General features: G+C 75.3%; 10 protein-coding genes. 3 read left to right on the top strand and 7 right to left on the bottom strand.

The genetic code is table 11. The features are described 5' to 3' along the window. Positions 1-72: 72 nt before the first annotated feature. Positions 73-759, top strand: coding sequence for a glycoside hydrolase family 11 protein (locus tag ACWDD7_RS16395; RefSeq protein ID WP_450457789.1), 687 nt, complete (start codon positions 73-75; stop codon positions 757-759). A 66-nt stretch (positions 760-825) separates the two neighbouring features. Here the strand turns inward: ACWDD7_RS16395 and ACWDD7_RS16390 are convergent, their stop codons facing one another. The 7 genes from ACWDD7_RS16390 to ACWDD7_RS16360 all read right to left on the bottom strand — a co-directional run bounded on the left by ACWDD7_RS16390 (position 826) and on the right by ACWDD7_RS16360 (position 11,163). Beyond that, a complete protein-coding gene (locus tag ACWDD7_RS16390) occupies positions 826-2,157 on the bottom strand; it encodes a protoporphyrinogen/coproporphyrinogen oxidase (protein WP_450457788.1) in 1,332 nt (443 codons plus the stop codon). A 92-nt stretch (positions 2,158-2,249) separates the two neighbouring features. Next, a complete protein-coding gene (locus ACWDD7_RS16385) occupies positions 2,250-3,260 on the bottom strand; it encodes an AMP-binding protein (RefSeq protein WP_450457902.1) in 1,011 nt (336 codons plus the stop codon). A 114-nt stretch (positions 3,261-3,374) separates the two neighbouring features. Next, positions 3,375-5,651, bottom strand: a complete 2,277-nt coding sequence (locus tag ACWDD7_RS16380) for a lantibiotic dehydratase (RefSeq protein ID WP_450457787.1) — start codon at positions 5,649-5,651, stop codon at positions 3,375-3,377. 73 nt (positions 5,652-5,724) lie between these two features. Continuing rightward, entirely contained in the window at positions 5,725-5,988 is a 264-nt protein-coding gene (locus ACWDD7_RS16375) for an acyl carrier protein (RefSeq protein WP_351877290.1), read from the bottom strand. Beyond that, positions 5,985-7,256, bottom strand: a complete 1,272-nt coding sequence (locus ACWDD7_RS16370; protein ID WP_450457786.1) for a threonine ammonia-lyase — start codon at positions 7,254-7,256, stop codon at positions 5,985-5,987. Before ACWDD7_RS16370 ends, ACWDD7_RS16375 begins: the two co-directional genes overlap by 4 nt. A gap of 95 nt (positions 7,257-7,351) precedes the next feature. Continuing rightward, entirely contained in the window at positions 7,352-8,839 is a 1,488-nt protein-coding gene (locus ACWDD7_RS16365) for an amino acid adenylation domain-containing protein (RefSeq protein ID WP_392216464.1), read from the bottom strand. Next, entirely contained in the window at positions 8,839-11,163 is a 2,325-nt protein-coding gene (locus ACWDD7_RS16360; RefSeq protein ID WP_450457784.1) for a lantibiotic dehydratase, read from the bottom strand. Before ACWDD7_RS16360 ends, ACWDD7_RS16365 begins: the two co-directional genes overlap by 1 nt. 247 nt (positions 11,164-11,410) lie before the next feature. On the opposite strand from ACWDD7_RS16360, the gene ACWDD7_RS16355 reads away from it, so the two are divergent. Both ACWDD7_RS16355 and ACWDD7_RS16350 read left to right on the top strand, forming a co-directional pair. After that, complete coding sequence (locus tag ACWDD7_RS16355) at positions 11,411-11,659, top strand: MbtH family protein (RefSeq protein ID WP_351877286.1); 249 nt, start codon at positions 11,411-11,413, stop codon at positions 11,657-11,659. A 55-nt stretch (positions 11,660-11,714) separates the two neighbouring features. Continuing rightward, on the top strand, positions 11,715-12,587 hold the full coding sequence (locus ACWDD7_RS16350) for a 4'-phosphopantetheinyl transferase family protein (RefSeq protein WP_450457783.1): 873 nt from the start codon (positions 11,715-11,717) through the stop codon (positions 12,585-12,587). Positions 12,588-12,726 lie beyond the last annotated feature (139 nt).

The following is a 12,726-nucleotide window of genomic DNA, read 5'->3' as shown; positions in this document are numbered from 1 at the left end:
ACCTGTGCCCCCCGGGGCCGCACGGCGCGGCCCCGGGTTCTCCACGAGCCTTCCTGAGGAGGAAGCATGCACATGGAGGAGCAACCCCCCGCCAACCCGATCAGCCGCAGGAATCTTCTCGCCGGTGCCGGGGCCGGTGCCCTGGCACTGGCCGCCTCCGGGCTGCTGCTGCCGGGGACCGCCGAGGCCGCCACGACCATCACCACCAACCAGACGGGCAGCAACAACGGCTACTGGTACTCGTTCTGGACCGACGGTGGCGGTTCGGTCTCGATGACCCTGGGCTCAGGCGGCAACTACAGCACCTCCTGGACCAACTGCGGGAACTTCACCTGCGGCAAGGGCTGGAGCACCGGCAGCCGCAGGAACGTGAACTACTCCGGCAGCTTCAACCCGTCGGGCAACGGCTACCTGTCGCTCTACGGCTGGACCACCAACCCGCTCGTCGAGTACTACATCCTCGAAAGCTGGGGCACCTACCGGCCCACGGGCACGTACAAGGGCACCGTCACCAGTGACGGCGGCACGTACGACATCTACGAGACGACGCGGACCAACGCCCCCTCGATCATCGGCACCGCGACGTTCAACCAGTACTGGAGCGTGCGTCAGTCCAAGCGCGTGGGCGGCACCATCACCACGGGCAACCACTTCGACGCGTGGGCGAGCCACGGGATGAACATGGGCGCCTTCAACTACATGATCCTCTCGACCGAGGGCTACCAGAGCAGCGGCAGCTCCAACATCACGGTCAGCTGACCGGGGATCACCGTACCTGGGGAGGGCCGGGGCGCCCCGGCCCTCCCCGCGCCGACGGGCGGGCGGTCAGCGGGCGTCGGCGGCCAGGACGCGGCGCGTGGCCAGCGTCGCCGAGTGGGCGGCGGCCTCGCTGTTGGGGCGCAGGGCCAGCCAGTCGCCGGCGTAGTCGACGCGGCGCAGGGGACGGTCGAGGAAGGCCCGGCGCAGGCGCAGCGCGGCCGGGGCCGCCTCCGGGAGGCCGTTGGGCCAGCGCGCCACGAGGGCGGTACGCGTCGCCTCGGTCAGGCCCGGGAGGTAGCGCTCGGCGTGCGCGCGGACCTCGGAGACGATCTCGTCGTCGGTGTGCGCCAGCAGGCGCGTCGAGGCGTACGGCGAGGCGAACAGGCTGACCAGACCGCGGCCGGGCGGTACCCGGCCGGGTGCCTTGACGTGGTCGAGGATGGCCCCGGCGAACACCGGGTCCTCCACGGCGGGGACCTGGAGTCCGTAGGAGGGCCGGCGGGTCGGGCTCGGCAACGGGCGGTCCAGCAGGCAGAGCACCTTGAGCATCGGACGGTAGGTGCTCGCCGCGAGGTAGGGGCGCTCGTCGTCCGGGACGTCGGCGTGGAGCGCGAGGGCCACGGGCGCGGGTACGGCCAGTACGACACGCGCGGCGGTCACCGTCCGCCCGTCGCCCAGGTCGAGGCGTACCGAGCGCGGGCCCGGCTCGACCGCGACGACCGGGTTGCCGGTGACGACGTCCAGCCGGTCCGCCAGCGCCCTGGCCAGGGTGTCCATGCCGTCCCGGTACGCCACCCAGCGCTCCCCGGCACCGCCGACGGCGAGCAGGAACGCGGCCATCGGCCCGATCGCCGAACGCTCCGGCCGCCAGCCGAAGAACGTGCCGCACATCGGCTGCAACAGGCGCTCGTACAGGTCTCGGTGGTGGCGGCGGGCGTACTCCTCGATGGTGGCGTCGCCCAGTGGTGTGGCCTCCGGGTGATCGAGGTCGAAGCGCCTGCGGTGGCGCAGGAGCGTCGCGGTGAAGCGCAGCCAGGACAGCCGGCCGCGCCAGGACATGCCCGCCCCGGTCAGCAGCCCCGCGGGGTGGCCGAAGTCGGGGCGGGCGCGGCCGTCGCGCCAGACCGCCATGCGGCCGCCCACCGGCACGACGGCGTCCGCGGGCAGGCCGACCGCCCGGATCAGCCGCCAGGTGGCGTCGTAGCCGCGGGTGGCGATCTGCTCCGCTCCCTCGTCCAGGACGTAGCCCTCGTGGCGGCGGCCGGCCATCCGCCCGCCGACCCGGCCGCACGCCTCGAACACGCGGACCGACCTGCCGGTGGCCGCCAGGTGGAAGGCGGTGGCCAGGCCCGAGATCCCGGCTCCGACCACGGCGACGTCGACGTCTGTGTCGGCCATCAGCGGTTCTCTTCCTCGCGTGCGGGTGTACGGGTGCGCGGTGCGGCGGTGCGGACCGGGTGCGGTGGCCGGGTCCGGGGCGGTGCCGCGGGTCAGGTCCAGTGCCCGGTTCCGTAGGGTGACGCGCCGTCGAGCAGCCGGTCCCGCAGTTCCTGTCGCCGTACCTTGCCCGTTGCGGTGAGCGGGAGCCGGTTAAGGGGCAGGAGCACCGGGTCGCCGAGCGGCGGCAGATCGGCGACGGCCCGGCGCCAGGTGTCGCGGGCGAGCGTCCCGTCCCGGGTCACCAGGACGGGCAGCGGCAGCCCGTTCGCCCGGCCCAGCACCACCGCCTCGACCACGTCCGGCAGCCGGTCGTGGAGCACGTCCTCGATCTCGACGCAGCTGCCGCCCGGCACGGCGTCCACCTCGCGGTCGAGCAGCCGCAGCCGGCCGGACCGGGTGGCGACGCCGAGGTCCCCGGTGGCGAACCAGCCGCCGGCGGACTTGGCCAGCAGCCGCTCCTGTTCCCCGACGTATCCCGCGCACAGGGCGCCGGTCCGGGCCATCACCAGGCCGGGCCTGCCGGGCGGCACCGGCCGCAGGGTCGCCGGGTCCACCACCCGCAGCCGCGTCCGGCCGGGCACCGGGCGCCCCAGGTCGCGGGTCGTGGGGTGCCGCTCCCCCGACGCCCGCACCGATCTGCGGGTGAAGCAGCGGAAGGTGAGCGGCCCGGTCTCGGACTGGCCCCAGACCTGCACCCACAGCGGCAGCCGGCGGCGCGTCGCGGCGAGGAAGGCGCGCACCGTGGGCGGGTGGATCGCGTCGAAGGTGTTGAGATACAGGCGCACGTGGCCGAGCGGGTTGTCCGGCGCCGCCGCGAGCGACTGCCAGCGCACATAGGCCGAGGGGGTGGCCTCCAGCACGGTGGGGCGGTGGGCGCGCAGGACGGGTTCGGCGCGCCGGGGTTCGAAGCCGTCCAGGAGCACCACCTCGCGCGGGGCGAGCGAGAACACGCTCAGCGTCCAGGCGAGGCCGCGCCCATGGGCGTACGACGTCGCCTGCGCGACGGTGTCGTCGCGCCGGCTGGCCACCAGCGGCCAGCGTCGTGCCTCGGCGGCGACGATCCGGTGGACCAGCGAGCCGGTGGCCAGGTCTGCCTCGGCTCGGGCGAGGGCGCCGTTCGACCGCGTGGACGCATGCTCGTTCGTCGCGATGACCGCTGTCGACCCGGTTCCCCCTCACGAGGTGGTGTCGAAGGCCACGAAGCGCAGTTCGGAGGTGTAGCGGTGGCCCTGGTCGTCGGTGAGCCAGCTCTGTTCGGGGGTGGGGAGCATTTCGGTGAACGTGGCCGTGGCGGAGGGGTCCTTGCGGGAGAGGCGGCGCAGGGCCTTGGCGAGGATCGTGACGTAGACGGGGCTGTCGAAGTCGACGTAGAAGGGGCGGGATTCGGTCGGGGAGACGACGAAGACGTAGCGGGGCAGGCCCAGTCGGGTGCGCCACCGGCGGGCCCGCACGAAGCGGCGGGCCTCGTCCTTCTCCTCGGCGAACGCCGCCTGTCCGGCGGGCAGTCGCCAGGTCTCGCGGGCGACCACCAGGCGGTCCAGGGTGACGCGGGGGGTGTGGTCGGCCTCGGGGAGGAGCTGGAAGAGGTCCATCGACAGGGTGGTCAGGACGTGGGAGAAGACGTCCAGGGCGGGGAACGTCGAGCCGTCCGGGAGGCGGACGACGAGGTCGCCCGCCCGGTTCTCCACGGTGGCGTCGGCGCTGCGGATCGTGCGGGCGGGGTCGGCGGCGAAGTCGGCGAGGGCGACCTGGTGGTCCTGGGGGCGTACGAGGGTGTGGCGGACGCGGGCCGAGAGGCGGGAACGGTGCTCCTTGGGGATCAGGGGCATCAGGCGGGGGGTCGGGTGGTCGCGGTCGGTCAGCTCGAAGAGTTCCGCGATGTCCGGGTGCTGGTGGGTGAAGAGGGAGGCGCCCAACGTGTTGGAGGCGATGTGGAGTTCGCCGAGGACGAGGGTGAAGTCGCCGCGTTCGACCGACTCCGTGCCGTCGGCGGCGATCAGGATGTCCGGGCTCAGGTAGCGGGCCGTCGTCCAGCTGTCGCCGCCGGACCCGAACCGCTCTCGTACCGCCGTCCCGATGTCGGCCGTCGCCACGGTCACCCGGCGGGCGCCCTCCGGGACCGCCAGGATGTGCCGCCAGCGGCCGGCGAACTCGCGTTGCAGGTCGGCGGCCCTGGTACGGGCGGCGCCGTGCAGCACCGGCAGGCACGCGAACCAGAAGGAGGCGAGGTCGACCGGGCCTTCGGCGGCCAGGCGGTCGTGGACGCGGCGGGTCTCCTCCCGGACGGTGGCGGCGAGTTCGGAGGTCAGCCAGGCGGCGCTGTCCATCAACAGCTTCAGCGGGCGCAGCGCTTCGAGCATCGCCGGGCCGAGGCGGGCGGTGGCCGAGCGGCGGGTGTCGGAGTACACCAGCGAGCGGCAGGGGGCGGTCGAGGCGGACTTCTCCCGTACGGCGGCCGTGGCGGTCAGCTCGGTGAAGTCGTGTTCGAGTCCGGCGAGGGCCTGGACGAGGGTGTCCACGTCGGTGGCCGCGGCGACGTGGGCGCGCCCGCGTTCCAGCCGGTCCAGCGCCTCCAGGCCGCGTCGGCGGGGTTCGGGCGCGCCGACGGTCTCCAGCCAGGCGCGCAGGGCGCGGTCCGGGTGGGTGTCGGCGGGTACCTCCAGCCGCCAGACCACCCAGCGGCGGGCGACCAGGTCGGCCAGGACGGCGGGGACGTCGGTGCCGGGGAGTTCGGCGGCGATGGTCCGGGCCGGTCGGGCGCCGTCGCAGCGGGCGAGGACGGCCGCCGTCTCGGCGGGCACGGGGATCGGGCGGCGGCCGGGTACGCGGACGCGGTCGCCGTCCAGCACGAGGAAGGGTACGCGCCGGGGGGCGATCCATTCGCGCAGGGCGGGGTCGGTGTCCAGGGTCTTCGCGAGTGCGTCGATGCCCCAGCTCGCCCAGTAGACGGACGATTCGGCGATCAGACCGGCGCCGGGGTCCACGGCGACGGCCGCGGTGCCCCGGTCCCAGCGGCCCCAGCCGACCGGGCCGAAGAAGCCGATGGTGTCGTTCTTCACGCAGAACCGCTGCCAGTAGTGCGCGACCAGTTCCTCGCGCTGGCGGGGCATGCTGCTGCGGCTGCCCGCACTCGGGGTCCAGCGCAGGAACGGGGCGATCCCGGAGGCGAGCACCGGCCGGTTCTGCCAGGCCACCGCCTCCCGGAAGGCCGGCGTACGGGCGATGTCCTGCAAGGTGTGCGCGGTCTCCACGGCGGCGTCCGCGAAGAGGCGGGCGAAGCCGCTCCACTCGGGGCCGTCGAGCGGCTCGCCGGCCCCGAACTTGTCGGCCGCCTCGGCCAGTCCGGGCGGGGCGAGGCGCAGCACGCCGTCGGCGGGGAAACCCGCCCCGCGCAGGGCGAACTGTTCCCACAGCCGCCAGCGGCCGAGGGACGGCACGAGATCTTCGGTCATGGCACGGCTCTCCTTGGCGAGCGCGGGTGGACGGGCACGAGGGGCGGTGGACGGGACGCGGCGGGGGATACGGTCAGGCCGCGCCGTAGTCGGCCTCCACCACCTCGGCCAGCTCCAGCGGCGTCGGGTAGGCGAAGACCAGGGAGACCGGGACGTCGGCGCCGAGGATCTCCTGGAGGCGGCCGGTGATCTGGAAGGCGGTGAGCGAGTCGCCGCCGGCCTCGTAGAAGTCGGTCTCGGCGGTGAGGTCGGGCAGGCTCAGCACGTCCCGGAAGATGTCGACGAGCAGGTCGACGGTGACGACGGGGGTGGCGGTGGTGGCGGTGTTCGAGGTCATGGCGTGGGCTCCTTCGTGTCGTGACGGGTGAGGGTGTGCGCGGGCGTGTGGTGCGGGGGGTGCAGCCGGGCGGGGGTGTTGCCGCCCGAGACGATGGCCACGGCGCGTTCGCGGCGGCCGGCGCGCAGCGCGCCGGCCAGGGCGACGGCTCCGCTGGGTTCGGCGCCGATGCCGAGGCGGTGCAGCAGGGCGGTGGCGGCGAGGATCTCCGCGTCGCCGACGGCGATCAGTTCGTCGACGCGGTCCCGGATGACCGGGTAGGGCACGGCTCCGGGGCACTGGCCGCGCAGGCCGTCCGCGACGGTGGCGCTGGCCGGGAGCCGGACCGGGTGGCCGACGGCCAGGGAACGGGCGTAGCGCGGGGTGAGGGCGGGTTCGACGCCGACCACGCGGACCGGGTGGCCGGCGGCGGCGACGCAGACGCCCGCGAGGAGTCCGCCGCCGCCGGTGGGGACGTAGACCGTCTCCGTGTCGGGGGCCGCGGCCAGCAGTTCGAGGCCGACGGTGCCCTGTCCGGCGACGACCAGGGGGTGGTCGGAGGACGGTACGAGTACGGCGCCCTGCTCGTCCGCGAGGGCGCGGGCGCGCTCCTCCCGCTCGGCCACTCCCCCGCCCACCTGGACGGTGTCGGCGCCGAGCGCCCGGATGGCGGCGGCCTTCGACGGCATCGCGCCCGCCGCGAGGACGACGGTCAGCCGGATGCCGAGTGTCCGGGCGATCCTGGCGAGGGCGATGCCGTGGTTGCCGGAGGAACCGGTGACGACCCGGTCGGCGCCCAGCGCGAGGACCGCGTTGGCGGCCCCGCGCATCTTGAACGAGCCGCCGAGCTGGAGGTGTTCGGCCTTCAGCAGCAGCCCCGTCCCGTGGGCCTCGGTCACCGGGCCGGGCAGGAGGGGGGTGCGGACGACGTACGGCGCGATGCGGGCGGCGGCGGCGAGGAGGTCGGGCTTGCCGAGGGCGTGACCGGCGGTCTCGGGGCCGCCCGCGTCCGGCGGGTGATCGGCCGTACGGACGGCCGGCTCGGCGGTGAGTCCGTACCCGCCGCGCTCATAGGTCCGCGCGGCCGTGTCGCGTCCGTACCCGCCGCGCTCGGGAGGCCAACCGGCCGTGTCGCGTCCGTACCCGCCCCGCTCGGGAGCCCAACCGGCCGTGTCGCGTCCGTGGTGCGTCGCGTCGGTGCCCCGTTCGGGCGTGTGGAGGCGGTGTCCGAGCCCGGCGGACCGCGGGTCGGCGGCCGCGGCTCCCATGTCGTCGGTCCCGGCCGGCACGCCGACGGCTCCCGGCCGTGCGTGACCGGTCCCGCCCGGCGCACCCGCGGCCTTCGCCCACGGCCGCGCGCCCCCGCCTCGCGGTTCTGACGTACTCATACCGGCCCCCCGCCCGCCAGCACCCGCCGGTCTGCCTTTCCGCCGCGTGTCGTCGGCAGGGTCTCCAGGCGTACGAAGCGGCGCGGCATCAGGTGCGGGGGCAGGGTGCGGGCGAGGTGGCGGCGGAGGGTGGCGTCCGTGGTGTCCGACAGGGCGCCGGTGACGTGGGCGAGCAGGTGCAGGCGGCCCAGGTCGTCGGTGTGCGGGGTGACCACCGCGCCGGTGACGCCGGGGTGGGAGAGCAGGGCGCCCTCGACTTCGGCGGGGTCGACGCGGTAGCCGCGGATCTTGAGCTGGCGGTCGGTGCGGCCGGTGTAGTGGAGGCCGCCGGGACCCCACCGGCCGAGGTCGCCGGTGCGGTAGAGGCGGGTGCCGGGCGGGCCGAGGGGGTCGGGGACGAAGTGGGCGGCGGTGCGGGCCGGTCGGCCGCCGTAGCCGCGGGTCACTCCGGTGCCGCCGATGTAGACCTCGCCCACCGTGCCGTCGGGGACCGGGGCGAGGTCCGCGTCCAGGACCCGGACGACGGTGCCCGCGCGGGGGGTGCCGACGAGGTCGGTGGTGGGGTCGGGGGCGGCGGGCACGTCGTGCCGGGTGGTGGTCATGGTGCACTCGGTGGGGCCGTACTGGTTGACCAGCCGCCCGGGCACGAGGCCGCGTCCGCCCGCCGCGAGGAACGGCCGCAGGGACTCGCCGCTGGAGGCGACCAGGGAGACACCGGCGAGGGGTTCGGGGAAGTCGGTCTGGCCGCCCAGGTGGGTGAGGAAGGACGGGGTGACGCTGAGCAGCGCGGTCACCCCGTGCTCGCGGACGGTCGCGGCGAACTCCGCGGGCCGCAGCAGCCGGGCCCGGTCCACGATCACCAGCCGGGCTCCGGCGAGCAACGGTACGAAGGTGTCGCGGATGGACGCGTCGTAGCCGAGCGGTGCCGTCTGGAGGGCCACGCTGTCCGGGCCGAGGCCGAACGCCCTCGCGGTGTCGCGGAGATAGGCGTCGAGACTGCCGTGTTCGACCAGGACGGCGCTGGGTTCGCCGGTGCTGCCGGAGGTGTGGCTGACGTAGGCGAGGGCCTGCGGGTCGGCGCCGCGGTCCACGGCCGGGCCGTCCGCGTGCTCCTGGTCCAACAGGACCGTGGGCACGTCGAGTCGGAGCCCGGGGGCGAGGGAGGAGTGGGTCAGCAGCAGCCGTGCGCCGGCGCTGCGGACGAAGGCCGCCAGCCGGTCGTGGGGCTGGCCGACGTCCAGGGTGAGGAAGGCGGCGCCGCAGCGCAGCACGGCGGCCATGGCGGCGACCGCGTCGGCGCCGTGTTCGACGGCCACGGCGCAGACGGTCTCGGGACGGGCCCCGCGGGCCCGCAGCAGCCGGGCGATCTCCTCGATGCGGCCGGCCAGTCGTGCGTACGTCACCTCGCCGGCCGGGGTGCCGAGGGCGACGCGCCCGGGGTGGCGCAGGGCGTGGGCGGCGATGTCGTCGGCGACGGTGCGCATCACCGCTCCCCCGCGTCGGCGACGGTCATGTCGACGGCCACGAACCGGAGTTCGGAGGTGTAGCGGCTGCCCTCGTCGTCGGTGAGCCAGGCCTGCTCGGGGGTGGGCAGCATCTCGCTGACCTTCAGCCGGGCACCGGGGTCCTTGCGGGCGAGCCGGCGGGCGGCCTTGGCGAGGATGGTGAGGTACACCGGGCTGTCGAAGTCGACGTAGAACGGCCTGGGTTCGGTCGGTGAGACCACGAACACGAACCGGGGCAGCTCGTGCCGGCGCTGCCAGTGCCGGGCCTTCACGAAGCGGACGGCCTCCGCCTTCTCGTCGGCGAAGTCCATTTCGGCTACGGGCAGTTGCCAGGTCTCGCGGGCCACGGTCATCCGGCCGAGGGTGATCCGCGGGGTGTGCTCGCCGTCGGGGCGCAGGGTGAAGCGGTCCATGACCCGCTGGGTGAGGGTGTTGGCGTAGGCGTCGAGCACGTCGTACTCCGTGCCGTCGGGCAGTACCGCGGTGAGCCGGCCGGAGCGGTCCTCGACCCGGATGTCGGCGCCGAGCACGGTGCGCGGGCGGTGCGGGTCGCCGGTCTGGTCGACCAGGGCGACGTAGTGGTCCTCGGGCCGGTCCAGCGAGGGCCGGCTGCGGGTGGACCACTTCAGGGGCAGCTCCTTGGGGAGCATGGGCAGCAGACGCGGGCCGGGGAAGTCGCGGGTGGTCTCGGCGAGCAGCTCGTCGCGGTCGGGGTGCTGGTACACGAACAGGGAGGCGCCCATGGTGTTCAGGGCGCAGTGCATCTCGCCGAGGACGAGGTCCACGTCGCCGCGGGCGAGGGCGGCCTCGTCGTCGGCGATGACCAGGACGTCGGGGCTGATGTAGCGGGCCAGCGACCAGCCGTCGCCGGGCTCGTCGAACTCGCGGCGCACCCGTTCGGCCAGCTCGGCGGTGGTCAGCCGGACCCGGCGCACGCCCTCGGGCAGGTCGAGGATGCGGGCCCACCTGGCGCGGAGTTCGGCCTGGGCGGCGTCGATGAGGTCGCTCGCGTCGGGGTGCGGGGAGGGCAGGGTGTTCAGCCACAGGGTGCCCAGGTCGACCGGCGAGCCGCCGGCCGCGAGGCGGTCGTACACGGTGTGCAGGCGGGCGCGGATGGCCTCGGCGACGCGGTTCGTCATCCAGCGGGCGGACGTCAGGCACAGCTGGAGCGGTTCGAGGTGGTCCAGCAGGGCGGTGCCGGTGGTGGCGGTGGCGGCGCGCCGGGTGTCGGAGTACACCAAGCCCCGGCAGGGCGCGGTGCGTTCGCCCTTGGCGCGCTGGGCCTCGATGTCGGTCAGGGCGGCGAAGTCGGCCTCCAGCGCGGTGATCGCGGCGGTCAGCGCGCCGGCGTCGGTGCCGGCGGCGCGCACGGCGTCCCGGCCGCGTTCCAGCACCGCGAGCCGCTCCAGGGCCCCTTCCCGCACGGCCCGGTCGGGAACGCGCTCCAGGATGTCGCGCAGGGCGCGGTCGGGATGGGTGGCGGCGGGCACCTCCAGCCGCCAGTGCACCCAGCGGCGGGAGATCAGGTCGCCGACGATCCGGGTCACCTCGTCCTCGGGCAGGCCCAGTTCGGCGGCGATGGCGGGCATGTGCCGGGTGCCGTCGCAGCGTTCCAGCACGGCGCGTTCGTGCCCGTCGACCTGCCGGGCCGGGCGGCCCGGGACCTGGACCGTGCCGTCCGCGCAGCGCACGAAGGACACCCGGCGCGGCGCGATCCAGCGCATCAGCGCGCCGTCCGCGGCCAGGACCTTCGCCAGGGCGTCGATCGCCCAGCCGGAGAAGTACACCTCCCGCGCGGCGAGGAAGCCGTCGCCCGGGGTCGTGGTGACGCCGCCCCGGTCGGCGAGGTCCCAGCGGCCCCAGCCGACCGGGCCGAAGAAGCCGATGGTGTCGTTCTTCACGCAGAACCGCTGCCAGTAGTGCGCGACCAGTTCCTCGCGCTGGCGGGGCATGCTGCTGCGGCTGCCCGCGCTCGGGGTCCAGCGCAGGAACGGGGCGATCCCGGTGCGCAGGACGGCGGGGTTCTGCCAGGCGAGCGCCGCCTGGAAGCGGGGCCGGGCGGCGATCTCCTGGAGGTGGCGGGCGGTGTCCACGGCGGCCGCCGCGAGGTCCTCGGTGAAGGCCGTCCACTCCGGCCCGGACAGCTCGCTGCCGGGGCCGAACTTGTCGGCGGCCTCGGCGAGTCCGGGCGGGGCGAGGCGCAGCACGCCGTCGGCGGGGAAACCGGGGCCGCGGAGCGCGAACGGCTCCCACAGCCGCCAGCCTCCGCCCGGCAGCAGGACAGGTGCGTGCTCGTCCGACATCGCGTGCTCCTTCCGGAAATGGGGTGCGCGGGAAATCGCGTGGCCCGGGGGTTTCCGGGGTGCCGGGCGGCCCGCGACCGGACAGCACGTTCCCGCGTCGGGGCCGTTGGCCACCAGAGAAGATCCGGCAGCAACGGGCGCCACCGCTTCGGCGCGTTCGTCCCTGACCCGGCCGGGCCAGGGCGGGGCACGCTTGCGTCGCCGGACCCGGATCCGCGGCCGGCCCATCACCTGCGGGAGGTTCACCGTGACGCAACCCGACTCCGCGAACGGCGCCGGCGACAAGGCTCGCCCCGACACCGAGGACGTGTACCTCGTGGTGCGCAACGACGAGGAGCAGTACTCGATCTGGCGGGCGGACCGCGAGCTGCCGGCCGGCTGGTACCGGGAGGGCCGCAGCGGCAGCCGGCAGGAGTGCCTGGACCACATCGACGTCGTCTGGACGGACATGCGCCCGCTGAGCCTGCGCCGCCGGCTCGCCGGGGCCGATGTCTGAGGTCCGGCCGGCCCCGGTGCCGGCCAGGCCGGCCAACGCACCGCCGACGGGGCGGGTGACGACGGGGGCCGGCGTCGTACCTGCGGGGGCAGCGGCGGGCGTCGTACCGCCGACGACACGACCGAGGGCGGGGGCGGGCGACCTGCTGACCCGGCCGACGGACGTACCGCCCCCGGCCCGCGCGAACGACCTACCCCCGCCGGCCTCGCTCCCGGGCCCCCTGTGCCCGGCGCTCCTGGACCTGCCCGGTCCGCGGTACGCCCCGTACCCCGTCGGGCCCCGCCCGCTGCGCGGCCCGCTGGAGCTCTACCTGACCGAGGTCGGCGCCCAGGACGACCGGTCGCTGCTGCGCGCGCAGGAGTTGCTGGACGCGGAGGAGCGGGCGCGGGCCCGTGCGTTCAGGCGGGCCCGGGACCGTGACGCCTATGTGATCGCGCATGCGACGCTGCGCGCCCTGCTCAGCCCGCTGCTGGGCGTCCCGGCGGACGAGCTGCCGTTGATGCGGGAGCCCTGCGCGGGATGCGGGAAGCCGCACGGGCGGCCGGCGCTGCGCACCTCGGGGGTGCACTTCTCGCTGTCGCACAGCGGGGACCTGGTGCTGGTGGCGCTCGCGGGCGCACCGGTCGGGGTCGACGTGGAGGGCGTGGCCACCGTGGAGGCGGTGCGCGGCGCGCAGTGCGCGCTGCACGCGGCGGAGGTGGCGGAGCTGGCCCTGCTCCCGGCGCGCGACCGGCAGGCGGCCTTCACCCGGACCTGGGTCCGCAAGGAGGCGTACCTCAAGGGGCTGGGCACAGGGCTGGTGCGCGATCCCGCCCTGGACCACGTCGGCACGGGACCGCGGCCGGTGTCGCCCTCGCCGGAGTGGGTCCTGCGGGACGTGCTCGTCCCGGCGGGGTACGCGGCGGCCGTGGCGCTGCGACGGGAGTGAGCCCAGGGCGGGCACAGCGCACGCCAAGACGGCGGGGACCGGTCCGGCGACCGGTCCCCCCCCGCGAGGGGGGGGGCGGCGCCCCCCCCCGCCCCCCCGTCCCCACATCCATAAAGTAAAATCACACCAAATAAAAACA

Source organism: Streptomyces sp. NPDC001056 (assembly GCF_053598955.1).
Note: the sequence above shows the minus strand (reverse complement) of the source record. Positions and strands in the feature narration are given on the sequence as shown.